Consider the following 25,860-nt stretch of genomic DNA (forward strand, 5'->3'; position numbering starts at 1 on the left):
GGAGCCCGCATCATTACGTCCGCCTGTCTTCTCCCCACTCCTCGTACCCGAGCGGAGCATCGTTCAGCTCGTCTCGACGTGCACGCCAGTCCGGAAGGACCTTGTCCATCAGGGCGACGAACTTCTCGCCATGTCCACGTTCACGAAGGTGGACGAGTTCGTGGACGACTATGTACTCCAGACACCGCGGAGCTTTCTTCGCCAACTCCGGGTTAAGCCAGATTGTCCGAGACGCGCTGACACACGTACCCCATTTGGTCTTCATTCGGCGCACGATGAACTTATCCGCTTCCACCCCGAGGATCGACTGCCACTTTTCCAAAATTGCGGGCAAGGCAGCCTTCAGCTCCCGTCGATACCATCGATCGAGTGCCCCGAAGCGCCCGCGGGCATCGGTTTCAGGTGGAGTGACCACCCAGAGCGTGCCGCCTTTGATCTCGACACCGTAGGCACCGCTGGACTTGGATACATCGAGGAGATACCGCTGTCCCCACACGTAGTGAGTCTCACCGGAGACCATCTTCCTCTCAGTCTGCCTAGCCGCGCTCCTAAGCTGCTCCCGCTGCCGCTTGATCCACGATAGCCGCTGTACGATCGCAAGCCGGATCGCCTCTTTAGACGTCCGGTGCGGTGCAGCCACGCGGACCCCGCCCTCCGGTGGGTATACAGAGATGTGCATATTCTTGATGTCCTTGTAGACGACCTCGACATCAAGTCCGGCAACGGTGAGATAACCGTTAGTGATACTCATCATTGTTCTTCAACACCTCGATGAATGCCGCCAGCGAGTCCTCATCAACCCCGGCCAATTCCTTGCGGAGCTCACGAGCTAGCGCACGTTCCTTCATCTTCCCTGCACCCGAGTCGGCCCACCCATGCTCCTTGCTGGATTGAATCCGGTAATGAAGTGCCTTGTAGTCGACGGCAAGGCCAGCCGGTTGCCACACGAAGTCCACGATGGCCCGACGGGACGGAGTGCTCGCCCATTCCGGGTAGGCCGTGCCGTCAGCAGATTCCCTAGTGCCGACCTTCTTCGTTAGCTCGATGAGTGTTCGCAGGTACTCCGCATAGTTCTCGGCATCTTCCTTCTGTTTCTCTATGAGCGCGTCGAGAAGTTCAGACATGTGGTCGTAGTACCGCGGGTTCATGGCATGCTCATCCACGATCGTCTTACGGACGTTGTTGATGATCGTTTCTGCAGCAGCGGCTGGGCTGCTTTTGATTCCAGCTGGCAAGGTGCTGATGGCATCGCCGCCTCGTTCGACGATCAGCTCAACCAAGCTTTTCTCTAGGTCGGCAACCTGCTCGACGGGTGCGGCATTGATGTAGTTGTCCAGAAGTAGCCGCATTCCGGCCTCGTACTGTTTCATGTCGACGTTCTCGCCTGCACCGGCCTCAACTTCGGTCTTGACCGCAGCGTAATGGGCGACCTCGGCCTTTATCGACGCGAGCTGACCAGCAGTGTACCCGGCGGCTTCCCCGTCGCTTGCAACGTCCGCGAAGGCACGTACGAGGGTCGCTACCGATTTGTACAGCAGGACCCGTTTTGCCTCGTTGTCCTTAATCTCCGCGGCATCTCCTGGCGTCGAGGCCACAAAGTAGTGCTGATACTCCAACGTGCCTTTGGGCGCTGCGACTGCCTCGCACAGGGTCCGCACCGCATCAAGAGCGTCTTCGAGGTCCTGGCGGTCCTGCTCGCTCCGGTCGGAAATCAAGCCCTCCACGTCGTCGTCGTCATACTCGCCAAACGCCTCGGAGGTGTAGTCCGTCACGGTCTTGTCAAGAGACTTGAAGAGGTCGCGATAATCCACAATGTATCCGTACGCCTTGTCATCGCCGTCAAGACGATTGACGCGGCAAATCGCTTGGAAGAGGCTGTGGTCACGCATCGTCTTGTCAATGTACAAGTACGTTGCACTTGGAGCATCAAAACCGGTCAGAAGTTTGTCGACCACAATGAGGAGTCGCATCTGGCCGGGCTTCTGGACGAAGATCTTCTTGACGTCGGTGTCGAACTCTTCAACCCGGCCTACTGCCTTGTCGGGGTGCTCGCCGAAATGGTCGGCAAGCATTCGGCGATAAATGTCGTACTTGCGGAGCTCTTCTGTGTCTCCGTCACCTGCGTCTTCTTTGGAGATAGCAGTCGGGCTGGGCTTGTAGCTGGTGACGATGGCAACTTTGCCTTTGAACCCGCTCTTCACGAACGCCTCAAAGAACGTGCAAGCCTGATATACCGAGTCGGTCACCAACATGGCGTTTCCCCGCCCGCTGAGCAGCCTCGGCTGGGTCTCCATGTCCATGAGAATGTCCTGGACGATCTGCGCCGAGCGGGGCGCCGAAGAGAAGACCTTCTGCATCGTGCCCCACTTCCTTTTTAGCCGCGCCTTCGACAGGTCGGTAAGGTTGCGGGTCTTGGCGTCGAACCACTTGTCTACGGCTACGGATCCCTGAAGGACCTGTTCAACCTTGCGTGCCTCATACTTTAGATCCAGCACGACGCCGTCACGAACAGCTTCGTCGAACTTGTATGTATGGATAAACGCGCCAAAGGTCTCGATGCTGGTCTTCTTGTCACTCTTAAGAAGTGGCGTCCCAGTAAAACCGATGAACATCGCCCCTGGCAGCAGCTCCTTCATGATGCGATGCATCTTGCCGCTCTGCGTGCGATGTGCCTCGTCGACGAACACAAAGAGGTTGCCCTTCGCGCTGAACCCTTCAGGGATATTCGTCTTGAGTTCCTTCGCGAAATCCTCGGCACTGTTACCGCGAGCAGGATCATCAGTACCGCGGAACTTGTGCACCAGCGAACATATGAGCGGAGGGTTCGATTTGTTGAGGGTGGCGAGCATGTCCGCCCCCGACTGGGTGCGGACGATCTTCTCCCCGACACCGGAAAAACCGTCCTCGATCTGCTGATCCAGCTCGGTACGGTCAGTGATAACCAAAACGCGTGCATTACGCTGGGTCTCCAGAATCCACTTGGCCAGCCACACCATCGTCAGGGTCTTGCCCGACCCCTGTGTATGCCAAATGATGCCGCCCTCCCGCTTCGCGATCCGTGTCTGGGCAGCCTTCACCCCGAAATACTGATTATGGCGCGGGGACTTTTTGACACCAGCATCGTAAACGATGAAGTCGTGGATGACTTCCAGGAAACGTTCCTTGGAGCACATCTGTGTGATCGCGAGGTCTAATTCCGCGTTCTCGCCTTCCTCCTTCCATCGCAACCAGTACTTCTCCGGGGTCTCGATAACCCCGTAGTACAGACCCTCGACGTCGTTTCCCGCGAACAACAACTGGACGGTAGTGAAGAAGGGGCGGACGAAGTCATGACGTTGGTTGCCAATGTTCTGGCGAATACCACTGGCTGCGCTTACGGTCGAGCGCTTCAGCTCGATCACGCCCAGCGCGATTCCGTTGACGTAGAGCACGAGGTCGGGACGTTTACTGTGCTCGCCCTTGATCGTGACCTCTTCGGCCACGACGAACTCGTTCTTCGCCGGGTCCGTCCAGTCGATAAGGTGGACTGACTGGGTCGTCTCCCCGACGTCGGCCTTGACCTTCGCACCGTACCGGAGCAGTTCATAAACCTTGCGATTCTGGTCATACAACGATGAGCCGCGCCCGAACGCAGCGGCTGTCAGAAGCTGCTGTACCGCTCGAGAGACCAGAGCCTCGTCGTATCCTCTCCCCAGCAGGTATGCACGAAGCTTCGCCTCATCGACATTGCGGTTATCCTGATCGTTCAGGTTCCCGCCGTAGGCGTATCCCAAATCGTCACGAAAGAGCTTGACGATCCGGTCCTGCGTTTCGCGTTCCTTCTGACCTACTATGCTCATTCTTTCCCCCCAAATGGAAGACGGGTTCGACCCGTCAAAAGCTCCTGCATCATCCCAATCTTGACAGCGCGCGCAGACTCAAGCCGATGCTCCGACGCTTCGATCTCAGCGTCAGCATTCTGCAAGACCTCGGCAATAGCATGCTGCTCATCGATAGCAGGAAGTCTAAATCGAAGCGTCGACAGTGCACCCGCACCGATATGCACTACTGCATCACCCTGTCCACGACTCGCCTTTTGAGCAGCCAACGATGGAGTGTTTAGGAGCGACGCGAGGAAAATAGGATCGAAACCAGCCCCACGCAGAACGATGATGTCCCCGCCGGCCACAGCAGCCACCTGGCCTACATAGGCGACCACCATACCGATTTCAGCCTTAGTCTCACCAGACCCAGCGAAAAGCAGGTCTCCTGACCTGACCGGCAAAGCCGATATAGACACGTCGGGATCTACGAACGAAACGGTTTCGCGAGCATAATCGCGATATACAGTGTAGAGCTCACCGTATCGAATGCACGGAACGCCGGAAGAACGTACTTTATCTCGAGTGACTCCGCGCCCCTTGAGGAATACCCCGAGATGACCAAGTTCGACCTCGCGCCAGTCGCCCGTAAATCCGGGAAGGCGGGTGCGGCCGGTAAGGAGCTCCTGCATCATCCCCTGCTTGACTGCACGCTTCTTCGCAATTAGCCGCTCCAGTGACACCACAAAAGCATCAACATCGGCAAGCCTTGCGGCGATCTCATCACGCTCCGCTTCCCCTGGATAGCGAACTCGGAAGCCCCGCAAACTTGCGTTGGTGATCTGATTGATAGTAGCGCCGAGATGCTCGTCTACCTGTCGTTTAAAGTCGCCCGATTCAAAGAAATATCGCAAATATGAGTTGAGAGGCGATCGAAACACCGCCATGAACGCACCAAACGTTTCGCCAGCGACTCGATTGTCTAGGTACAAGCTCTTACCGATGAGCCTACGGCTGCCGTTGCGAACACATATCAGCACATCCGATTCGCGAACACGAATTTTCTCCGGTATCTGGGCATTAACTTGCACGGTGTCCGTCAGGTCCAACCGACCGCGTTGGATATTTGACGATCGCAGTACGAGTGTCCCGCTGCTAGAAACCTGGTTCGGCGAATACGTGAGTCCAATAAAGGCCTCACCGAGCTCACCCAAGGTTGCCTCGGTCCAGCCAGTCATGCTCGGATTCCAAGTTCTGACAGGTGCAGGTCAACCCTCGCAGCAAAATGGCTGGCTGCAGCGTCAAGCTCATCCAAGGTGTTCGCGTAGCGGGTCGCGAGCGCCGCAAGCCGCGCGATTAGAGTCTGGCTGAGCGCCGTCACTTCGCTGTTGATCTGACGTTGGAGGGTTGCCCCCCACTTGCGGTTAATGATGAGGTCTTGCACCTCGCACTCGCTAAGGCCTTTGTACTTCGCGACGGTCTTCTCATTGAGTGCGATGGCCGCGTCCTTGACGGCGCTCTTCCCATTCGCTTCTGCCGCGTATAGGGCGATGACCTTCTTCAGGGCAGCGATCTCATCGGGGTCACCCTTGGCGATCTTTCGCTCCTTGAACGCTGCCTTCGCCGAAGCATTGGTAAACTTGCCTTCGTCGTCAGCAGTGTCGAACAGCGGCCCGCCTTCGACGGCGTACTCTTCTATGTACTCAGCAACCGCTAGGGTGGCTGCATCGCGTGCCTCGGTGAGGCGTTCCAGTTCGGCCTGCTCGGCAGCGAAGTAACGGGCGACCACGTGTTCGGGCGGCAGGAGGTCCATGACCCAGCGTTGCGCCTTCACACCGGTGCCGAAGACGATGTGGGCCTCTTCGTACTTAGGTTTATTGTTCTTATCCTTCCATGCCCGTGCGGCGCGAGGCTGCACCGACTGGACCCACCCTTCACTGACGATCAGCGACACGTCGTCGTGCATGACGCGGTTCCAGTAGCTCATGAGCTGCTCATACACGGCGTACTCGTCGATCAGCGGTCGTGGCCGGAACGCGTCAAGGAGAGCCTCCGAGATCTCGTGAATGAGATCAGCGGGTTTGGTGGTCGGCTCGATCGATTCGAGAAGACCGCGCTTGCTTGCCCACCACCGCTGCACCGTGTTCACAATGTCATGGTCGAAAGCCTCGTACTCGGGGGAGCCAGTAACCATTGATCGAATCTCGCGCGGTTCGACCTTCAACTCCGAGTAGCCGTCACGCAATGGTATGAAGAGCTCACTGCGGAGGTTCGGGAACGCATCCCAGTAGGGCTGAAGTTCGTCAAGGTCGCGGTTCGGGATGCCGCCGTGCACGTGGGCCCGGAGGTCCTGAATGTCTTCGGGCTCGGCAGAGTCGATGTAACGGGGAATGTTGAGGTTGTAGTCATTCTTCGGATCCGCGATCTCGCTGGTGGGTACCATGCGGGAGTAGCGGGCGATCTCTTTGCCACTAGTGAAGGCGTCGACGATCTTATGCATATCGCGCGGGCGCAGTCTGTTTTTAGGACCGTCCTTGGCGAACCCCTTGCTCGCGTCGATCATGAAGATGCCTGTGCGTGTCTGGGCGTTCTCCTTGTCGAGCACGATCAAGCAGGCGGGGATGCCAGTGCCGTAGAAGAGGTTCGCGGGCAGACCCACGATCGCCTTGATGTACCCACGTCTAATGAGTTCGGTACGGATCCTCGCCTCGGAGTTCCCCCGGAACAGCACTCCATGCGGGAGGACGACGACCCCCTTGCCTCGTGGCCGTAACGACTTGACCATGTGCAGAAGAAACGCGTAGTCGCCGTTCTTGTCCGGCGGCGTATCGAAGCCATCGAAACGGCGGAAGGAAAAGTCGAAGCCGTTTTGCCAGGTCTTGACCGAGAACGGCGGATTAGCTACGAGGTAGTCGAATGTCTGGAGGTTGCCGTTATAGGTGAACTTCGGATTGGCCAGAGTGTTGCCCTGGCGGAGGTCGTGGGTCTCATTGCCGTGGAGAATCATATTCATTCGGGCTAGGGCCCAGGTAGCGTTGTCGTTCTCCTGACCGTAGATCGTCAGTCCGTTGGGTGCGGCATCGGCTACCTTGATCAGCAGGGATCCGGATCCACAAGTCGGATCGTAGACCGTCGTGGACTTCGGGGTGTCGGCCGGGATCTCGAGCAGCTGCGCCATCACACGTGAGACTTCTGCAGGGGTATAGAACTGGCCCTTGCTCTTGCCTGATTGGGTGGCGAAGTGCCGCATGAGGTACTCATAGGCGTCGCCTAGGAGATCGTCACCTTCGGCGTTGGAACCGGTGAAGTCCATGTCCTGGAAGATGCCGATCAGGTTCGAAACCTTGTCCTGCAACTCCTTGCCGGAGCCCAGCTTGGCTGGGTCGTCGAAGTCTGCGTTGTTTATAACGCCCAACAGGTCGTTCTCTTCCGCGAGGCGCCTGACCGCCACATTGACCTTTTCCCCCACGTCTGCGTTACCTTTGAGCGAGATCAAATAGTCGAAGGAGCCGTCATCGGGGACGTAGATGAGCGACGATTTATCGGCCTTTGCCTTGTCGGAGACATATTTCACGAACAACAGGGTGAGGACGTAGTCCTTGTACTGGCTGGCATCCATCGAGCCGCGCAGCTCGTCGGCGCTGCTCCACAGCGATGAGTACAAATCAGATTTTTTCAGTGCCACGACTCATTCTTTCTACGTTCATATCGATACTCCGAGCCGAGGAAGCTTCCCAGACCCGCCATACTGCTTAAAGTCAATCGGATTCATCCCGAGTCCAAGACCCCGACACCTTCGGACCACCTGTTAAACGGCGAGGGATTCCCGAACCCGGCCCACCCCGAGGCTGACAGTGAGGGGTCGATGAGTCGTGTCTGCGTGGGGGGCTCGCCGATACCGCACGCTTGTTTCGCAATCCAGGCCCAGAGTCTCGTCTGCCCCAACGATACCGCTTCCTCGTGCCCTCGCTTTGGGGCAAGTCCTCCCAGGTTCGCACCGTTTCCCGGCGACTTCATGTGTCCCCGCGAGTTGTCCCAATGCCCCGCAGCCCACCTGCCCTCGACCATAGAAGCACCAGCACGGCGGGTCATTCACTAGCTCGGTTCAAGTGGTCCACTTCGATCCGCCCGGTCGAGACTGCATCCCGAAGACTTTCCATATACGCCTCGGCCTGGTCAGCTGCTTGGCGGGCGGTCACGGTGAATGCCATGAGCTTGCGGATAATTTGACCAAGCTCCTGCTGGACATCGATGGGAAGGTGCGGTAAGAGGAGCTGCTTCACGTCAACACGCATAACCGTGGTGCCTGTTCGCATTGCCTGGTTATGGCCCGCCATTAATTGATGGGCGACGAAATCTGCGTCCCAAGCGTTACCGAGCCCTCGCACAATACTCACGTTGCGATCTACTTCGAGACCGGCCTCCGAACACACAATTGCTTCAATCCGGGAACCGGCAGTTGTCACCAGAACATCGCCCACTTTGGTGCTAGCGCGCCCGTTGGCATTACTTTCACTCATATCCGGCAACACCTCCGGCGTCCCTGTGCGGATCGATCTCTGGGTGATCACCCGCATGGTCTCGAGTGTTACATCATCAGTCCGTGTTTTGCTCCTGAGGTAGTTCCCGTGCAATATTTCCAGGCCAAGCTCTGGCAAAGGTCGAAGCGGAAATCCATCTTCTGCGTGGCGAACTGAGACCAATTTTGGAACTGATGGCCATGACCGGGTTGCCGTTCCAAACTCTGTGGCCGCCACATGCACGGAGCTAATGGTTTTCTCCACGTCCTCCACGGTCATCTCAGTCATGGATGTTACCCAACGCTGCGGCATTAGATTCGCGTCGGGAGCCATGAGGTCCGCGATGGGAACGGCGACAGAAACGCGGCTTGACCCGTCTCCGCTCGTTCGCCATCTTTCGACTGCGGCGGTTGCAGTGCTGAATGCCAGTCTGAAGTCACGCTTTCCCCTGGCATGCTCCTCCGACCCTTGGGCGAATTTCGATACATCGATCATTAATACTTCACCAGGCAATCCCTCCTTATCCCTCCTAAGGAGGACGATGCTGATCGGTATCCCGGTATTGAGCTGTGTGCGGGCAGGGAGGCTGACGACGGCTTCGATAGCCCCCTGCGCCACCATCCGCTGCATGATGGCCTTCTCCGCTCCGCCCCTATAGAGCACGCCGGGCGCTACCGCTACTGCTGCGGTTCCTCCATCCGCCAGTGCCTGATACGCGAGCTGAAGCCATGCGGTGTCCCCTCTGGACAAGGGAGGTTTACCGAATGGCCACATTCGACCTTCAACGTCCCTTGGACGCAGCCGCAGACCAAATGGAGCATGAACAGTGATTCGATCGAATTCCGTAGTAGGGATCCACTCAAAAAGGTCTCCCGCATGGAGTTGAGCCACAACCCCATGGAGATATAGATAACACGCCGCGTACCGACTCATCGACTTATTGATTTCGACACCGTGAAGTTCCAGACCGCGGTCGCGCTCAGCAGCAGTGAGGAGGTTCTGTCCACCTCCAAATCCAAAGTCCGCGTAAGAGTGCGCCCCGTCAGGCAGGAGCGAGAGCAGGAATTCAGAGAAACCAGGAGTAGTGAAATGCTCTCCGTATCCCGCCTGGGGATCCTTTAGTGCAAGAGCTGTCGTATCACGGGCGACTCCCGCTAAGTCGTCGGCTTGGGCAATTGCATGAAGCAGATCAACCAAAACAGCTTCATCGGAGTTCCGTTCATAATCGTCAACCCAGGCCATAATGGCATCGCTGAGAAGGGGAGTCTCCCGAACCAGGGACTCCCTGCACGCGTGCGCCAGTCTGTGCAGACTGTGCGGCTCGCTCAATTCCGGTAGATAACTAGGACGATTTATACGGGCCCAATGGGTCAAGGCGAGAGCGGGAATCACCGTCCGGGGAATATCGCCCATTTGAAACCGCCCCCGCAGCATATTAAATAGTCGAAAGGCAAAATTCGGGTCCTGAATGTCGACGTCCTTCCCGGTTTCTCGGATCCACGCCTTAACTTCCGACAGAGCAAACAAAGGCCGTTGTTCGCTTCCACCCACGGGCTTAGGAAAGGTAGCGTCACGTTTTCGCCAGTTGCTGATGGTGGGCATCTTCAGCCCAGTAATACCCGCTATGCCGCTGAGATTAATCAGCTCTTGGTTCTGATGGGTTTCCAATTAGGCAATATCCTTTTCGTGACACTCGATTGAAAAACTGACGGTCTCGCGTGCCAGCATCCGCCTGGTTTGCAAAATGAAACCCGAGGAAGTCTTTATGCCGACCCAGTATCCACTCGCCACCTTCTCCCCGTGGCTCGGTTTGCAGCGCGCACTCCTTAAGTGAAAAACGTATCACAGAGTTTTCACGACAACAAGTGTGTGAACATGTTTCCAGGGCGGACTGCCCAATCATTTTGGGTTTGTTCGTGGGCAGCCAGAACCCAGCGCACACGCGTCAACCCCTACCATGACGGGCCAGAGCCGACGCCAGCAAACTCCGGCACCAGCCGGAACGATGAGGGGGAATCGTGCGCTGCATACCGGAAGAGCCCGACTTTCAGGACGGGCACCTAGCCGAAGAGGCGGTCTGGAACGCCCTGCGCGCCCAACTGCCCGACGACGTCGTGCTGGCGCACTCGGTCCAGCTGCGGCACGGCCGCGCCGAACACGAGATCGACATTCTGGTCCTCTGGCCCGGCGTCGGCATCGCGGTCGTCGAGGTCAAGGGCGGCCGGGTGTCCGTGGAGAACGGTCAGTGGTACCAGAGCGACAGGACCGGCAAGCGCCGGATGGAAAGCCCCGTCGCCCAGGCCCAGAGCGCGCAGCACGCCTTCAAAGACTGGATCAGCGGCCGCCTCGGCACTCCCCTGACCAGCCGCATCACCTATATGGCGTGCTTCCCCTATTCCGATGTGCAGCCCGGCTGGGAGATGGCCGGCACACCGCGCAGCCTCGTCATCGACCAGGCGGAGCTGGATACCGGATGCGCCGCAAAGATTCGGGCAGCAATCCAGACGGAAGGGCAGGGGTCCGTCCCGCTCTCCCCCAAGTACCTCGAGCGCATCCTTCCCCACCTCTCCGGTGATCTGGCCCCGGCAGACCGTCCGGGTCTGGACGCTGCCGAGCTCGAAGACCATCAGGAACGGCTCACCACCCGGCAGAAGGTCCTGCTGGATTCCACCCGCTCGATCACCCGCGCCCGCTTCGTCGGCGGCGCCGGCAGTGGCAAGACCTGGCTCGCCGTCGAGAAGGCCAAGCGCCTCGCCAAGGACGGCCAGCGCGTCGGGCTGTTCTGCTACAACAAGGGACTTAGCCTGCACCTGCGCCGCGAGGTCGCCGGCTGGAAGCAGGCCCGGCCGGTTTTCGTGGGCGAGTTCCACGACTACGTGCAGTCCCTGGGCGTGCCCGACGGGTCCGGGCAGGAGTACTTCGATGAGGAGATGCCGCGCCTGCTCAAGGAGCTCGCAGACCTCCTGCCGGTCGAGGAGAAACTGGATGCCGTCGTCATCGACGAGGCCCAGGACTTCGCCCCGCTCTGGTGGGAGGCGCTGCTCGCATGTCTGAAGAAGCCCGACCACGGCGGGGTGTACGCGTTCATGGACGAGCGACAGAACGTCTACGGCCGGTGGGACGCGGCAACCGCGGGAACGGCCGACGACCCCACTGCCGGGCTCGTCACCCTGCACATCGATGAGAACCTGCGCAACACCAAACGGATCGCACATACCTTCCGCGGGTTCGCCGGCGAACACTTCTCGCCCCGCGGCGGGGACGGGCTGCCGGTTCGCCTCGTCGCCTGCGCCACCGAAGATGCGCTGGACGTGGCGAGCGACTGCGTGGACGCGCTCATCGACGAGGGCTGGGCGGCCAACCAGATCGCCCTGCTCACCACCAACAAGCGCCACCCGATCCATCAGGATTATTACGAGTCCCAGCGCATCCCCGAGTACTGGAAGTCTTTCCACGACGACGACGCGGAGTTCTACGGGCATGTCTTGGGGTTCAAGGGGCTGGAGCGCTCGGTCGTAATCCTCTGTGTGAACGGGTTCAAGGACCTGGCCCGGGCTCCGGAGCAGCTCTATGTCGGGCTGTCCCGGGCGCGGTGTCTGCTGGTGGTGGTTGGCGATCCGGAGCTGATTGCTGATGCCGGCGGGCGGGAGCTGGAATTTGCGTTGGGGCGGGCGGAGGGGTGGAGTCCGTCGACGCATGACGCGGCGCCTAGAAAGGCAAATAGCGTTTCCCGGATGCGAGCCTCTTCGTCCCTCGGCATGACTGCTCTCTTCGACGGTGGCGCGTATTGATCCAACCTTTACACTTCACTTAACTGCCACGGCTGTGAGGGCGATACCGAACGAGTAAATTCACGGACAATACTAGGATGGGGAAATTGCTAAATGCCGTACACATATGACACTGCTGACTGGAAGAATCTGGTCGAAAAGTCCCTGGCCGCTACAGAGGCTGGGAACCTTACTTGGGAGCAAGACGAAAACTATTCATCCGATTCCAACGCCTTCCACTTTCTCGCCCACAAAGGTCCCACCACCCTCGGACTCTTTGGCCGCCGTCGGGGGTTTTCTTACCAGATGTCGTTTAGTCGGGAGGTCGAGGGAGATGAAGTATCAGGTGACAAGATCAAGGTAACCAATAAGAGAGCCGCTGAGGGAATTCCATTTGACCTACTCTTTCGGGCTGTCAGGGAGCAAGTACGGTTAGCCGCGCTGGAGGCGGAAAAGCAAGCTGAGAGCGCGACTCTTGCCCTCGTTCTTGAAAGCATCGATACCGGTGTCGCACTGGATGAAGAACGACAGCTGTCGCTAGTTCCCCTTACATCGCATAACAACTGGGATACAGTGATCAGCCGGCTAATCACTGCTACACGAGAAGGTGCAGTGAAGTGGGTGCTCGATAATCAGAGTGGTGGCCATGTCTACACCGTCGAGCGAGGCACTTTCACATACTTGGTCGAGAAGGACGCACGACCTGACAATGGATTCGTCCTCTGGATCGACGTCGGGGAGGGAGATTTGTGCTCTACACAACAGTGGGACGACAGCCTTCTAGAGACCTTGGCGGAGCTCATCGGTCTTCCCACTCGGATCGCTGAGGCCCAGTTCGAGAAAATCGCTAAGGCCGCGTTATTTGAAGACGTACTAAAGGACCTCGAGAGCGAGAAAGGTTCGCGATAGCGCAGCTGAAGATTGCAGGACGCACCTCTGAATCTGTCTGACAATGGTGGGCGCCATCGCCGGGGTGCGGATCGCGGCCTCCGTGACGCGGAATTTGTTCTGGTGAGGACATCATGATTGGTCCGGCCTTCCGCACCTCGTCCACCCGTTAGGCGGGCTACCGATTTGGCGGCCCGCCTAACGCAGACGGCAGCCCCCTACTCTGGGTGTTTGCCGCTGTAGACCCAGCTATAGAGAACGCTGTACAGCTCTGACTGACCAGCGAATCCTGCCTGCGACCACATCCAGAGATTCCCCGGAATTTTCGCCCAGTCCACTGCAGCCAGTTTCCCGATGAGCTGGGCAAACCTCTGGTCAAAGTTGTCATGCTCCAGGGCACTCGCTATGACGTTCTGACCCAGCCTTGCCAGGGAGGCCACACCTACCAGTTCTTTTAGCCGGTACGCGACATCCGCCTCAACCACTTCACCGTCGTCGTTCGTGATTTTCCGCGGCTCGTTATTCCAGGCATCCGGGCAGGCTTCTGCGACCAGCCGCCAGAAATCACGGGCAATCCTTTCGGCGTTCAGGTCCCTGGCATCAACGCGCTCAAGAATCTCTTTAGAGAACATGGAAGCGGTGGAACGTCGTGGGATTGATAGTGAGTTGTAGCAACGCAGCGCGTGGTTACTTGGCAGTGAAACGATGCGGACGGATCAACAATAAATTCAGGGTCACAAAGCAACAGCACTAGCGTCGACGTAGACGTCGCCAGGCATCGGCCGGTGCAGCTTCCACGTGATAGCGATAGGTTTTGATCCCGTGTGCGACATGTAGTCCATTTGCCCCAGGCAGGTGTAGGCCATGGTCAAACCCGAGTCGTCATTTTCACGTGGCCGGGTGAACAACAGCACCTGACTGCCTGCCTTCTTGTGGTCCAGATACCGCTGACCGGTTGGACTTCCGGGAGCCGTCGCGTTCTGGGATTCCCAATGGAACACTTCAGGACTCATCGCGTAGTCCTTGTACATGATTGACGCTGCCCTGTCCTTGGCATCCTTTTCGAGCGTGACGAAGAAGGCGTCAGTCTTTGTGTCCTCACACCAAGCAACGCCTTCCCGGTGTCGCGCCCGGCGTCCTTCCAACGAAAGGTAACCCAAAGCAGCGAGGACTTCCTCGCGCCGGTAGGTTGCGTGGGAGTACAGCGGCACGTGCTGGAGGCCGCGGCCCAGGCCTTTGGGCGCGTAGCGGGACCGCTGGATGCCCAGATCCATGAGCTGTTGGATTTCAGAAACAACGGGTGGCAGCGCGCGCACAAAATCCAGTCCGGCGTCGTAATCAGAAAAACCGCCACCTTCCGGCCACAGGGCGAAGAACAGCATCCGGGCCAGCGTCTGCTCCCGGTTGCTCAACTGGTCATAACGCGGAGAGTCTTCCGAAACGAGACGGGCATAGGTTTCAGCACGTTCCGGATCGTCAACACATAGGAACGTCGTCATGCGCCGAAGGAGAATAGCCTCCTCAGCCACGGACAGGGCAGGTTTTCCTGCAATAACGGCCTCCGGACCATAGACCAGGTCGAGGAGACCCGCGTCCCGGAGCAGCGCTGTCCATGATTCACCGGTCTTCCGGTAGATGTCCTCGAGGCTGAGCCCCGATTCCCGCAGAAAGTCCTCGAGTCTAAGCTCCCCATGGGACTGCACATCCGCAACGAGCTGGCGCCTGTTGAATCGGAGCTGGGTACGAATGTTGTCGAGGATGATCTTCTGCGCCACCCTGTCCAGCACAATCTGCGATCCGGACGGAAGATATGGGAATTCATCCTCCACAGCTTTTGCGAGCGTTTTGCGTCCCAACCCGGTCAGCGCGCGGAGTTTGGTCTCGAAACGGAACTCGCGATGCTGTTGCCCGATGTAGTCCAGCACGGTGAGGACCGATTTGTCCTTTGCCCGGCGCAAGCCTCGGCCGAGCTGCTGTAGGAAAACGGTTGAACTCTGCGTCGGGCGAAGCAGCATGATGGTGTCGACTTCAGGCAGGTCCAGTCCCTCGTTGAAGAGGTCGACCGCAAAGATGCAGTTCAGTTCTCGTGTACGGAGCCGCCTCAGCGCATCTGCCCGTTCATGCTCCGGGGTGGTCCCTGAGACGGCGATGGAAGCGATCCCGGCTCGGTTGAAGACCTCAGCCATGTATTCCGCGTGTTGAACCGAAACGCAGAAGCCCAGTGCGCGCATCTGCTCTGTGGAAGTGACCTTGTCCCGCAGTTCCTTGATGACTTTCGCAGCACGCGCATCGTTGCCCGTATAGAGACTGCTCAGCTGGCCGACGTCGTAGTTTCCACGTTTCCATTCAATCTTCGAAAGATCCACATCATCGGAGACTCCGAAGTAGTGGAAGGGCACGAGCAGGTCGGCATCCAGCGCATCCCACAGTCGCAGTTCACTGGCGATGCGACCGCCAAAGAACTGCTCGGCAACGTTGACGCCGTCGCCTCGCTCCGGGGTAGCAGTCAGGCCGAGGAGCTCCTGAGAACGCAGGTGGTCGATCAGCCGCCTATACGTCGGCGCCTGGGCGTGATGAAACTCGTCAATGACGACGACGTCGAACGCGTCCGGGGCGAGCTTATCGATGCCGAAGGCAGCGAGGGACTGGACGCTGGCGAACACCTGCTTCCACACCGTTGGGCGGTGATCACCGACGAACAATTCACCAAAGGATCCGCTCTGCATCACGTCACGGTAGGTATGCAGCGACTGTTCCAGGATCTCTTTCCGATGCGCCACGAAAAGAAGCGACAACGGCCTCCCTGCTGCCTCGCAGAGTCGCTTGTAATCGAGTGCGGCAATAACCGTTTTCCCGGTGCCTGTTGCTGCCACGAGGAGGTTGCGGTGGTAACCATGGACTTCCCGAGCGGCGTCCAGCTCTTCCAGCATCTCCTGCTGGTGGACGAACGGCTGAAGTTCCAACCCGGTAGCTGCAGCCGGGCGCGCCGTGGATTTACCGCCGTTTCGGGCCAGAGCGGCGTCGAGTTTATCGCCGTCCCGCACAGGGTCGTACGTCTGAAAAGCCGTTTGCTCCCAGTAGCTGTCGAAAGTGACCTCGAATTTTTGCAGCAACTCGGGTGTGCCGACCGATGAGAGCCGGACGTTCCATTCCAGTCCGTCGAGCATGGCAGGCGCGCTGAGGTTAGAGCTGCCCACATAGGCTGTATCAAAACCCGTGTTCCGCCGGAAGAGCCATGCTTTGGCATGCAGCCGGGTGGCATGCGTTTCGTAATTGATCTTGATCTCCGCGCCGTACTTCACCGCGAGTTCATCAATGGCCCGGCGTTCCGTGGCACCCATGTAGGTGCTGGTGAGGACCCTCAGCTTCACGCCACGGTCCCGCAGGTCTTCCAGGGCCGGCTCGAGGAGGCGCAGTCCTGTCCAACGGATGAACGCGCACAACAGGTCAACGCTGTTAGCGGAACCCATTTCTGCTCGCAGTTCTGCTGCGAGGTTGGGGTCGTCTTTGCCGTTGGTCAGGAGCGCCGGCTTGCGCAGCGGGGTGGAGGGGCGGCGGAGGTGGCGGCGTTTCAGCGATTCCTGCGGGAAGAGAGATAGGAGCTGGGTCGGGCCAGGTTCTACGAGGTCCGCGGAGATGCTGGCTAGGACGGTGTTCGCCAGCTCCACCCTGTCTTCGGGGTTGGCTCCGTCCAAGAGGACACGGACCTTTTCCGCGATGTGCTGTGCGAGGACAACTGGAGATTCGGTGGAGGGAACGGACTCGAATATCGGGTCGAGTTCGGGATTATTATCTAGCTGTCCTTTGAGACCTCGGGTGTGCAGTTGTTCGTACAGACCCGGCACAATGCCGCCACTTTTTCCCATATTTCCCACCTGTTCAGGTTACGTCACACGCTTCAGGATTCCCGGTACGTCCGTCTGAGAATGATCTGTGCCAAGATTCCGGAGTGAGTATTCAACCTGGTGAGTCGTCCACCATCGCAGGTTAGGGCACATCATTGGACCGGCAGTGTAGAGTCAACGGCCGATCTGTGAGCTGGAATATGGGCACTTGCGCGAGAATGAGGACAACACCGGACGAGGCACGTTTTGCGTAGCTCTGGTTGATCTCGTCACGTGTGATGCTTCCGTTCCTCAAAATATGGTTGATAGCAAGTCGGAAAATCTCTATGTCGATTCGACTCCGCCTTCCATTGGAACTAACCCGCTCGACGCCAGCCCAATCGACTTCCACAATGAGGTTTCGTCTAGTTCCCTCTCCTCGAAGAACCTGTCCCGCTAACGGCATAACGTGATCCCTCCATATTTGGTCAAAAAAGGGTGCTTCATCAGTGCTCAAGCTATCCGAAGAGACCGGCGACATGGCCACCGCTGGCATCGATAGGACCTGAATACCTAGCTTTTTCGCCACCTCAAGAGCGTCCGGTAGGAATTCACCGTCAGTTACTAAGACTGCCCTGTGACAGTCGAAATAGTCTTTGGCACCGTGAAGCTCCATCACCATTTGACGGTTCACTCGCCGGGTAGTGTGCCCGTACATCTTGACCTGGATGGCCAATCGTTCATCCGCTTTTTCGGCAAAAACATCGACACCATAGTCACCAGACATAGCTGTTTGCCGGGTGCGGTACCCGAGCCCAGCAAAATGGGCTGCAATCTGCGACTCATATTCTGCAGGTGTCATAATGGGTATCCGATCAGAGAAGGGGGCATTGTTGATTATTACTTCTATGAAATCAGACTCGGTCCCGCTTCTCTAATGGTTGGAACGACGTTGGCGCGCCAACTCAGCTCCAGCAGGACGCCGACCTTTCAGAGCTTGGGCCAGCCCCTGACATTCCTTAATCAGCATTACTTGCAGTGGCGCGGTAATCATCCGATATCCCGCATCTGACCCACTACATAAACTCATTATCTGAAGCCTTTGAAGCGCTCGGGGCTTTCGATGGCATCTTGCTCGAGGATCCAAGGAGGACCATTGTGGCCGATTTTGATGAAAATGACTTGAAGAACCGTGGCTTCCTCGGTTTCAAGCAATTCCGTGAACTGGACCTGCTGGAGGTGCCCACAGCCCCTGGAGTGTACGCGGTTCTGCGAGACCGTGACCGGATTCCCCATGTGCTGGACACTTGTGTAGGCGGATGGTTCAAAGGCAAAAATCCAACTGTCGATAGGCATACCCTCACAGCAAAGCTGGCGCACTCGGCTGAAACCCTGTACATAGGGAAGGCAGATAAGGGCAGCGGAAACCGGGGATTGCGTAAGCGGATCACAGAATTCGTCCGGTTCGGCAATGGTGAACCCGTTGGGCACTGGGGTGGCCGCTGCATATGGCAGTTGGCGGACTCCCAGGACCTGCGAATTGCCTGGCTGCCGGTTCTCGACCGGCTGGCAAGCGAAATGGAAACGGAGCTTATAGACCAGTTCGTCCGTACCTACACATCGCTGCCATTCGCCAATCTGCGCCGATGACCTGCAGCCATTCCATAAACCGCGTATGTGCTACAGGACGCTGCGGCCGCCGTCTAACGTTTCCGCGCCGACGGCAAAAAGGTGCTGCTGCACTGCGTGCGTGCCGAGTCCCGGACCCCGACCGTCGCTGCGCTGTACGGGGCGCGGGTTACGCCGTTGGAAGCGCTGGAGCATGCGCGCCGGGCGGCTGCCCACTGACCATCCGAATCCGGCGTTCCGGGAGGTGCTGGCGGCGGAGAGCAGAACACCCTGACCGGTTACGACCCAGCACCTATTATTCGCCGGATTTGGCTTCGTTGACGACCATTTCCACTAGATCCTGATCCTCCACGAAGTGCGCCGAGCCTTTCCGTTGCTGGCTGAGGGCCGTCAGACGTCGAACCGCGTTTGTGCTCTCCACCCCATGCGCTAGACAAACGCCTGGACGAATTGGCTCTACAACTGCCCAAACGGCCCCTCCGCAGCAAACGCATACTCCGCAAACCGCTCTCCGATCAGCCGATGCGTAGCCGTATCCGGGTGCAGCGCGTCGGGCAGCGGGTGCACCTCGGCGTCCTCGGCCCCGTACAGACTCAGTCCGTCCAGGAAGTGCAGCTTCGGATCGTCCGTCCGGCGCGCCACCAGCGACTCCAACGCCTCACGGATCACCCGGAGTGTCAACTGGCCCGCAGCCACCCCCTCCGGCGAACCGGTAGCAACGAACTTCACCTGATCCGTGCCGAACGACGCCGGGTCGAAAGCGCCGGGACCCGGAGTGTCCTCGTGGATACCGCAGAAAATAGGCGAAATAAGGACCAGCGGCGTCTCCGGATGTCCTTCCCGGATCGTGTCGAGGAACCCGTGCACCGCAGGCACAAAGGCGCGCAGCCGCATGGAATCCATATTCACCACGTTGATGCCCAGCTTCACGCTGATGAGATCAGCAGGGGTATCGCGCATCACCTGCGCCGTGAACGGATCCACCAGGGCACTGCCACTCAGGCCAAGATTGTGGAGTTCGACGCCGCCGAGCTGGGCCGCAACCACAGGCCAGATCTGGGCCGGCGTGGCGGCATTTGAGCCGTGACTGATGGAGCTGCCGTGGTGCAGCCAAACGGGCTTGCCCGAGGAATACGGCGTCACGGGAGCATCCGAGCGCATCTCGACCAACTCGACGGCCTCGTTGTGCGGCAGCCAGACCTCAGCAACCTTTTCGCCCGCCGGCAGTCGGAACACACTGGTGTGCGAAGGACCTTCAAATGGAGTCGCCGCCCCGGTCGACATATCCACCTCGACGTAGTCGCCGCCGGTGAGCTCGTCGCTCTCGAGCAGCTTTCCGTCGACCACCAAATCCACAGAACCCCGCGGCCGGTCCGCACCGCGGTAAACCACGCGGGACGGGTGCAGCACAACCGCCAGGACCTCCGACGTCGTCGTCAGCGCCAGCCGGACACCGGACGGTTGGCCTTCCGCCGACATCAGCTGCGGATCGGGAAAACGGGTACGCACCCAGCCCGGCAGCCGGTGCGGCCGCAGACCGCGCGGTGTCGTTTCGATTTCCGCCGCTCCGCAGACCAGGGACGGGATGATGGGGGTGGTGATCATGCGGGTGGTTCTCCCAAAGGTGCGGATAGAAGGTTAGGCACCCTCAGTATAGGCGGCAAGGCGCTATAGAAGCCCCCGGACGTCCTGCCATACAAAGAGCCGTACAACTAGTAAAGTCGTCCACTACTAGGTGGATCAGATAATCCGCCTAGCCGCACTAGGTAAAGGTATTTGGGGATGCTACGCAAGGCCGAAAACGTGAAGCTTAGTCATCGACCCGGTTTTTGGACTGGTAAAGGTCCTGCTGTCCTCACCATCGGGAAAAAGGTTTTCCTTCTGCGCAAGATGTCACGGGCCGATTATCGGGACCGGATGGACTTTCAACGCCGATATCCCCGACTCGTGGCCAAAATTGCCGGCAAGAGATACTGGCACTATCAAGACTGGTTCTATTGGGAAAATGAAGGGCTAAACCCGGATCAGGTTTACGCCCTGATTACGACGAGAGAACAACGACGAGTTCAGCAGATCGAGCGCGCACAAGCCACCGTGGCGTTGGGATCCCATCCGCGGGGTTCATTCTCCAGAACACGGATCCCCGACGACGTAAAGCAGTACGTCTTGACGCGAGATAGTGGCCGATGCCAAGGGTGCGGTTCCGCGGATGACATTCAGTATGACCACATAATTCCTGTATCAAAGGGCGGCAGCAGCAATGTTGAGAACCTCCAGATACTGTGTGGATCGTGCAATCGCTTCAAATCTGATGGACTGACAACGCGTCGATGATATGAGCTGCTGATTTCTTAAACCCCCACCCGCCCCGCAAGCATCCGCTCCACACTCTCCGCCGACAGCGCATGCTGGATGGCAAGCTGGGACGCGCCGAGCATCCCGGCGTCGAGCCCGGACGAGGACTGCACAATCCGCAGATGCTGGGTGGCAAGTGGCATGGTGCGTGAATAGACCACTTCGCGCACCCCGGCAATGAAGTGCTCGCCGGTCATCGCCATGGAGCCGCCAAACACAATCACCTCGGGGTTCAGCATGCTCAGGCAGGCGGAAAGCACCTCGCCCACCTCGCGGCCGGCCTGCCGCACCGCATGTACCGCCTTGTGGTTCCCGGAGTGGACCAGGGCAACGACGTCGCGCCCGTCCTCGGCCGCCAACCCCAGGGACTGGAGCCGCGCGGCCACGGCAGGCCCTGACGCCAGCGCTTCAAGGCAGCCGCGGTTCCCGCACCGGCAGAGCAGGTCCTCCCCGGACGGCACGCGGATGTGCCCGATATCCCCGGCCACCCCGTCGGCACCGCGCAGCAGGACACCGTTGCAGATGATCCCGGCGCCGATGCCGGTGGCGACCTTCACGAAGACCAGGTTCTCGACGTCGGGCCACGCGGCTTCGCGCTCCCCCATCGACATCACGTTCACGTCGTTATCCACCAGCACCGGCACGTGGAAGGATTCCTGCAGGTAGCCGGGCACGTCGAAGCCGTGCCAGCCGGGCATGATGGGCGGGTTGATCGGACGGCCGGAGCGGTGCTCCACAGGTCCGGGCAGCCCGACGCCGACGGCGAGCAGCTCGGCAGCGGACCGGCCGGTCTCGGCCAAAAGCGCATTGCCAAGCTCCACCACGGTGTCCAGCACGGCACCCGGACCGTCACTGACGAGCAGGTCGCGGGACGCATCAGCCAAGGCTGTACCGGCCAGGTCGGTGAGGCCCACACGCAGGTGGCTCGCGCCGACGTCGACCCCCAGAACCACGCGCGCCCCGGTCTGCAGCGCAAACCGGGAGGACGGCCGCCCGCCGGTGGACACCGCATCCTCAATGGGCGCCACGAGCCCGAGGTCCATAAGCAGCTCGAGCCGCAGCGCAATGGTGGAGCGGGCCACCCCCACCAGATCGGCCAGCTCGCTGCGGGTGCGGGGCTGCCCGTCCCGCAGGAGCTGGAAAAGTTCGCTGGCCCCGGGAGCGGTGGGGTTATTCCTTATATCGACCACTGGGCAATTGAAGCATAGGGATCGACGCTACGGCGTCGGCCCGGCGACGCGAACGGTCCAACAGGCACGCTCATAACGCCCCCTTCCTTCGCCCGGTCCCCCGCACGGCGAACCGCTGCTGCAGCAGCACGGCCACCACAATGATCGCGCCGCGGGCCACGGCCTGCACCGAGGTGTCCAGGTTGTTCTGCGTGAAGACGTTGATGAGGGTGCTGAACAGCAGCACGCCCAGCACGGTGCCCACAATGGTGCCGCGCCCGCCGATCAGCAGGGTTCCGCCGACGACGACGGCGGCAATCACTTCCAGCTCATACAGCAGCCCGTGGGTGGAGGTGCCGGCGGTGGTGCGGCCCATCATCATGATTCCGGCGATGCCGGCGGTGAGGCCGGAGAGGACGTACAGCAGGACAATGTGCCGCTTCACCTTGATGCCCGCCAGCCGTGCGGCCTCCAGGTTCCCGCCGATCGCCACGGTCCGGCGCCCGAAGGTGGTGCGGTTGAGCAGGAACCAGCCGGCGACGGCCACCAGCAGGAAGATCCAGATCAGCAGCGGCACGCCCAGGAAGTTCGAGCGCATCACCGAGAGGAAATCCCGGTTGGTGACAATCTGCGTGCTGCGGCCGGAGATCAGCTCCGCCACGCCGCGCGCGGCCACCAGCATCGCAAGGGTGGCAATAAACGCCACCACGTTCCCGTACGCGATGATTACCCCGTTGATCAGGCCCGCCCCCACACCGACCGCCAGCGCCACCGCCACCATGAGCAGCCAGCTGCTGTTCGTGGCGGCCAGCTGCACTGAGGTGAGGGTGGCCAACACCGTGGTCAGGCCCATCACCGAACCCACCGAGAGGTCGATGCCGCCGGCGGTGATCACAAAGGTTGCCCCGATGGCGATCACCCCGAAAATCGAGGCGTACCGCAGGATGGTCAACATGTTGTCCAGGTTCAGGAACCGTTCCCCGCTGGTGACCGCCCCGACAATAAACAGCAGCGCCAGGGCAATGATCAGGCCAATGTTGCGTCCCGCGGAGCCGCCCAGGAACTTCCCCAGCGGATTGCTGCGGGGCACCGCCGCCGTGCCGCCGCTGGGAGGCGGCTGCAGCGCCGCCGTCGTTGATTCGCTCACTGCGCACTTCCTTTCAGCACCAGGTCAAGCACGGCGTGCTCGTCCATCTCATCTGCGTTACCGGTGGCAAGAACGCGACCGGCGTCGAGCACCAGGATCCGGTCCGCCAGGCCAATCACTTCCTCGATCTCGCTGGACACCACCACAATCGCCACGCCTTGGGCCGCGAGGCTGCGGATCAGCGCGTAAATCTCGGTCTTGGCGCCGACGTCGACGCCGCGGGTCGGCTCGTCCAGCAGCAGCACCCGGGTGCCGTGGATCAGCCAGCGGGCCAGCAGCACCTTCTGCTGGTTGCCGCCGGAGAGGGTGCGGGCGGCACGGTCCGGATCGGACGGACTAAGCTGCAGCGCTTCGGCCTGCTTCCGTGCGGCCTTCTTTTCGGCGCGTTCGTTCAGCCAGCCGTGCCGGGCGAACCGGGCAAAGGTGGACAGCGTGATGTTGCGGTAAATGGGCTCCTCCAGCAGCAGCCCCTGGCTTTTGCGTTCCTCCGGGGACAGGCCGAGCCCGGCGTTCACCGCAGCCCGCACCGATCCGGGCCGCAGCGTCTTGCCCTCCACAGTGACGGTGCCCGACGTCGCGCGCCTGGCACCGTAAACGGTCTCCAGGATTTCCGAACGGCCGGATCCGACCAGTCCGGCCAGGCCGAAGATTTCCCCGGCCCGGACCGTGAATCTCACGTCACGGAACGATCTCTCCAGCGCGAGCCCCTCCACCTGCAGCGCCACCGGGGCGTCCGACGACGGCGGCTTCCGCGGCGGGAACACGTTGGCTACGTCCCGGCCGGTCATCAGCCGGACCAGGTCGGCGCGGGACGTATCTGCCACCGGCAGGGAGGATGCGGTGCTGTACCCGTCCTTGATGACCGAGATCCGGTTGCCGATCTGCCGGATCTCCTCCAGCCGGTGCGAGATGTAGACAACCGCGATGCCCTGGCCGGTGAGTTCCCGGATCACCCGGAACAGGTTGGCCACCTCGCCGGAATCCAGGATGGCGCTGGGTTCGTCCATGATGATCAGCCGGGCGTTGCGGGACAGGGCCCGGGCCAGGCTGACAATCTGCTTCCCGGCGGCGGACAGGCTGCCCACTTCCGCGGACGGTGACAGGTCCTCGTGCCCCAGCCGCGCCAGCAGCTCCCGGGTCCGACGGCGCGCGTCCCGGACCCGGAGCACTCCCCCGCGGGCGTCTTCGTGGCCCAGGAAGATGTTCTCGGTGACGCTCAGTCCGTCCACCACGTCCAGTTCCTGGTACATGGTGGCAATGCCCAGTGCCAGGGCGTCGGCCGGCCTAGCCAGTTGCACAGGTTCCCTGTTCCAGCGGATCTCCCCGCCGTCCGGTACGTACACCCCGGACAGGGCCTTGATCAGGGTGGATTTCCCGGCGCCGTTCTGGCCCAGGACGCAGTGCACCTCGCCGGGCAGGACGTCCAGGTCGACGCCGCGCAGCGCCCGGACACCGGCGAAGCTCTTGCTCAGGTTGCGCACCTCAAGCAGCGGCTGCTGTAGCGGCTGAGGAGGGGCGGCGGGGGCTCCCGATGCTGTCATGGCACGGAGCTTACACACTTATGTCGATGACCAGTAGTATGTTGGCGCTTTATCGCCGGACTTCTGTTACTGTGACGCATGTCACGACGATGTGCAGTGCGCTGACTGGTTCCGATGGGGTGCGGACTCGCCTCAGCGCCCCACTTACAGAGGAGAGAACCATGCACGCACCACGCATGCGCGGGAAGATCATCACCGCAGCGGCCTTCTTCGCCGCCGGCGGGCTTGCCCTCACCGGCTGCACTGCAGGCGAGGACACCAATGCCGAACCGACCAACAACTCCGTGGAGGGCAACCAGTCCGAGGGCGAGACCGTCGTCATCGGGTTCTCCGGACCTGCCGCCGACCACGGCTGGCTGGGCGCCATCAACTCCGCAGCCACCGCCGAAGCCGAGAAATACCCGGACATCGATCTGCGGGTGGCCGAAGGAACCAATGACGCGAACCTGCAGATCAGCCAGGTGGAACAGTTCATCAATGACCAGGTGGACGCCATTGTCCTGTTGCCCACCGACGGCGCCGCACTCACCGACGTCGCCATCCGCGCCATGGAGGCGGGTATCCCCGTGATCAACGTGGACCGCGAGTTCTCCAGCCCCTTCGCCGCGCGGGCCACCGTCCTCGGCGACAACTACGGCATGGGCGTCAGCGCCGGTACCTACATCTGCGAACAGGTGGGCGACCAGCCCGACGCCGTGGTGGCCGAGATTGCCGGCATCGACGCCCTGCCGCTCACCCAGGACCGCAGCGAAGGCTTCAAGGACGCCCTCGCCGGCTGCGGGCTCGAGGTCAACAACCGGGTGTCCGCGGACTTCACCGTCCAGGGCGGCGAGGCCGCAACGTCCCAACTGCTCGCCGCCGCACCGGAAATCGACGCGCTGTGGAACCACGACGACGATCAGGGCATCGGTGTCCTGGCCGCCATCGACGCTGCCGGACGCGACGAGTTCATCATGGTGGGCGGCGCCGGCTCCGCAAATGCCATGCGGGAAATCGAGTCCGGGGACAGCGTCCTGCAGGCCACCATCATCTATCCGCATACCCAGGCCGCGGACGGCATCCGGCTCGCCCGGCTGCTGGCGCAGGACAAGGCCATGAGCGACCTGGTCGAGACCGAGGTGCCCAACCGCGTGGTGCTCAACGCCCCGGTGGTCACTAGCGAAAACGTCGACGAATACCTGCCCACCGCCTTCGAGTCCTGACCGGGCGGTCTTTCG

General features: G+C 60.3%; 17 protein-coding genes. 5 read left to right on the forward strand and 12 right to left on the reverse strand.

All coding sequences use genetic code 11. The features are described 5' to 3' along the window. Positions 1 to 13 precede the first annotated feature (13 nt). The 5 genes from LOC56_RS12955 to LOC56_RS12975 all read right to left on the reverse strand — a co-directional run bounded on the left by LOC56_RS12955 (position 14) and on the right by LOC56_RS12975 (position 9,988). Entirely contained in the window at positions 14 to 751 is a 738-nt protein-coding gene (locus LOC56_RS12955) for a M48 family metallopeptidase (RefSeq protein ID WP_229952647.1), read from the reverse strand. Beyond that, positions 738 to 3,839: a type I restriction endonuclease subunit R gene (locus LOC56_RS12960; RefSeq protein ID WP_229952648.1), complete on the reverse strand. Its 3,102-nt coding sequence runs from the start codon at positions 3,837 to 3,839 to the stop codon at positions 738 to 740. The genes LOC56_RS12955 and LOC56_RS12960 overlap by 14 nt, the downstream gene beginning before the upstream one ends. Further along, entirely contained in the window at positions 3,836 to 5,038 is a 1,203-nt protein-coding gene (locus LOC56_RS12965) for a restriction endonuclease subunit S (protein ID WP_229952649.1), read from the reverse strand. Before LOC56_RS12965 ends, LOC56_RS12960 begins: the two co-directional genes overlap by 4 nt. After that, entirely contained in the window at positions 5,035 to 7,485 is a 2,451-nt protein-coding gene (locus LOC56_RS12970; protein ID WP_229952650.1) for a type I restriction-modification system subunit M, read from the reverse strand. The genes LOC56_RS12965 and LOC56_RS12970 overlap by 4 nt, the downstream gene beginning before the upstream one ends. A gap of 403 nt (positions 7,486 to 7,888) precedes the next feature. Then, positions 7,889 to 9,988: an N-6 DNA methylase gene (locus tag LOC56_RS12975; protein WP_229952651.1), complete on the reverse strand. Its 2,100-nt coding sequence runs from the start codon at positions 9,986 to 9,988 to the stop codon at positions 7,889 to 7,891. 350 nt (positions 9,989 to 10,338) lie between these two features. On the opposite strand from LOC56_RS12975, the gene LOC56_RS12980 reads away from it, so the two are divergent. Both LOC56_RS12980 and LOC56_RS12985 read left to right on the forward strand, forming a co-directional pair. Further along, positions 10,339 to 12,111, forward strand: coding sequence for a nuclease-related domain-containing DEAD/DEAH box helicase (locus tag LOC56_RS12980; RefSeq protein ID WP_229952652.1), 1,773 nt, complete (start codon positions 10,339 to 10,341; stop codon positions 12,109 to 12,111). Positions 12,112 to 12,204: 93 nt separating this feature from the next. After that, positions 12,205 to 12,999: a hypothetical protein gene (locus LOC56_RS12985; RefSeq protein ID WP_229952653.1), complete on the forward strand. Its 795-nt coding sequence runs from the start codon at positions 12,205 to 12,207 to the stop codon at positions 12,997 to 12,999. A 197-nt stretch (positions 13,000 to 13,196) separates the two neighbouring features. Here the strand turns inward: LOC56_RS12985 and LOC56_RS12990 are convergent, their stop codons facing one another. The 3 genes from LOC56_RS12990 to LOC56_RS13000 all read right to left on the reverse strand — a co-directional run bounded on the left by LOC56_RS12990 (position 13,197) and on the right by LOC56_RS13000 (position 17,664). Continuing rightward, positions 13,197 to 13,610: a hypothetical protein gene (locus LOC56_RS12990; protein ID WP_229952654.1), complete on the reverse strand. Its 414-nt coding sequence runs from the start codon at positions 13,608 to 13,610 to the stop codon at positions 13,197 to 13,199. A gap of 102 nt (positions 13,611 to 13,712) precedes the next feature. Further along, on the reverse strand, positions 13,713 to 16,844 hold the full coding sequence (locus tag LOC56_RS12995) for a DUF3427 domain-containing protein (protein ID WP_229952808.1): 3,132 nt from the start codon (positions 16,842 to 16,844) through the stop codon (positions 13,713 to 13,715). 121 nt (positions 16,845 to 16,965) lie between these two features. Next, the gene (locus LOC56_RS13000; protein WP_229952655.1) at positions 16,966 to 17,664 is read right to left on the reverse strand and encodes a restriction endonuclease; all 699 of its coding nucleotides are present in this window, start codon (positions 17,662 to 17,664) and stop codon (positions 16,966 to 16,968) included. Between the two features lie 296 nt (positions 17,665 to 17,960). Between LOC56_RS13000 and LOC56_RS13005 the strand changes: the two genes are divergently transcribed. Next, a complete protein-coding gene (locus LOC56_RS13005) occupies positions 17,961 to 18,452 on the forward strand; it encodes a hypothetical protein (RefSeq protein WP_229952656.1) in 492 nt (163 codons plus the stop codon). 435 nt (positions 18,453 to 18,887) lie between these two features. Here the strand turns inward: LOC56_RS13005 and LOC56_RS13010 are convergent, their stop codons facing one another. Next, the gene (locus LOC56_RS13010) at positions 18,888 to 20,036 is read right to left on the reverse strand and encodes a GDSL-type esterase/lipase family protein (protein WP_229952657.1); all 1,149 of its coding nucleotides are present in this window, start codon (positions 20,034 to 20,036) and stop codon (positions 18,888 to 18,890) included. A gap of 312 nt (positions 20,037 to 20,348) precedes the next feature. Between LOC56_RS13010 and LOC56_RS13015 the strand changes: the two genes are divergently transcribed. Beyond that, positions 20,349 to 20,765, forward strand: a complete 417-nt coding sequence (locus tag LOC56_RS13015; RefSeq protein WP_229952809.1) for an HNH endonuclease — start codon at positions 20,349 to 20,351, stop codon at positions 20,763 to 20,765. A 17-nt stretch (positions 20,766 to 20,782) separates the two neighbouring features. On the opposite strand, the gene LOC56_RS13020 is transcribed toward LOC56_RS13015, so the two are convergent. The 3 genes from LOC56_RS13020 to LOC56_RS13030 all read right to left on the reverse strand — a co-directional run bounded on the left by LOC56_RS13020 (position 20,783) and on the right by LOC56_RS13030 (position 24,574). After that, positions 20,783 to 21,967 carry an ROK family transcriptional regulator gene (locus tag LOC56_RS13020; protein ID WP_229952810.1) on the reverse strand — a complete coding sequence of 395 codons (1,185 nt, stop codon included), beginning with the start codon at positions 21,965 to 21,967 and terminating at the stop codon, positions 20,783 to 20,785. 79 nt (positions 21,968 to 22,046) lie between these two features. Continuing rightward, complete coding sequence (locus LOC56_RS13025; RefSeq protein ID WP_442860104.1) at positions 22,047 to 23,102, reverse strand: ABC transporter permease; 1,056 nt, start codon at positions 23,100 to 23,102, stop codon at positions 22,047 to 22,049. Continuing rightward, positions 23,099 to 24,574, reverse strand: a complete 1,476-nt coding sequence (locus tag LOC56_RS13030; RefSeq protein WP_229952812.1) for a sugar ABC transporter ATP-binding protein — start codon at positions 24,572 to 24,574, stop codon at positions 23,099 to 23,101. Before LOC56_RS13030 ends, LOC56_RS13025 begins: the two co-directional genes overlap by 4 nt. Before the next feature lie 230 nt (positions 24,575 to 24,804). Here LOC56_RS13030 and LOC56_RS13035 point away from each other — a divergent pair, with 230 nt between their 5' ends. Further along, on the forward strand, positions 24,805 to 25,845 hold the full coding sequence (locus LOC56_RS13035; RefSeq protein ID WP_229952658.1) for a substrate-binding domain-containing protein: 1,041 nt from the start codon (positions 24,805 to 24,807) through the stop codon (positions 25,843 to 25,845). Positions 25,846 to 25,860 lie beyond the last annotated feature (15 nt).

The organism is Arthrobacter sp. zg-Y179 (assembly GCF_020907345.1).
In the GTDB taxonomy this organism is placed as follows: Bacteria; Actinomycetota; Actinomycetes; order Actinomycetales; family Micrococcaceae; genus Arthrobacter_B; species Arthrobacter_B jinronghuae.

What these genes read in the sequence shown, in the direction of transcription:
- LOC56_RS12965 (WP_229952649.1), bottom strand. Translation starts at nt 5,038, where the DNA reads ATGACTGGCTGGACCGAGGCAACCTTGGGTGAGCTCGGTGAGGCCTTT.
- LOC56_RS13000 (WP_229952655.1), bottom strand. Translation starts at nt 17,664, where the DNA reads ATGACACCTGCAGAATATGAGTCGCAGATTGCAGCCCATTTTGCTGGG.
- LOC56_RS13015 (WP_229952809.1), top strand. Translation starts at nt 20,349, where the DNA reads ATGGACTTTCAACGCCGATATCCCCGACTCGTGGCCAAAATTGCCGGC.
- LOC56_RS12955 (WP_229952647.1), bottom strand. Translation starts at nt 751, where the DNA reads ATGAGTATCACTAACGGTTATCTCACCGTTGCCGGACTTGATGTCGAG.
- LOC56_RS12995 (WP_229952808.1), bottom strand. Translation starts at nt 16,844, where the DNA reads ATGGGAAAAAGTGGCGGCATTGTGCCGGGTCTGTACGAACAACTGCAC.
- LOC56_RS12960 (WP_229952648.1), bottom strand. Translation starts at nt 3,839, where the DNA reads ATGAGCATAGTAGGTCAGAAGGAACGCGAAACGCAGGACCGGATCGTC.
- LOC56_RS13010 (WP_229952657.1), bottom strand. Translation starts at nt 20,036, where the DNA reads ATGATCACCACCCCCATCATCCCGTCCCTGGTCTGCGGAGCGGCGGAA.
- LOC56_RS12985 (WP_229952653.1), top strand. Translation starts at nt 12,205, where the DNA reads ATGCCGTACACATATGACACTGCTGACTGGAAGAATCTGGTCGAAAAG.
- LOC56_RS13035 (WP_229952658.1), top strand. Translation starts at nt 24,805, where the DNA reads ATGCACGCACCACGCATGCGCGGGAAGATCATCACCGCAGCGGCCTTC.
- LOC56_RS12990 (WP_229952654.1), bottom strand. Translation starts at nt 13,610, where the DNA reads ATGTTCTCTAAAGAGATTCTTGAGCGCGTTGATGCCAGGGACCTGAAC.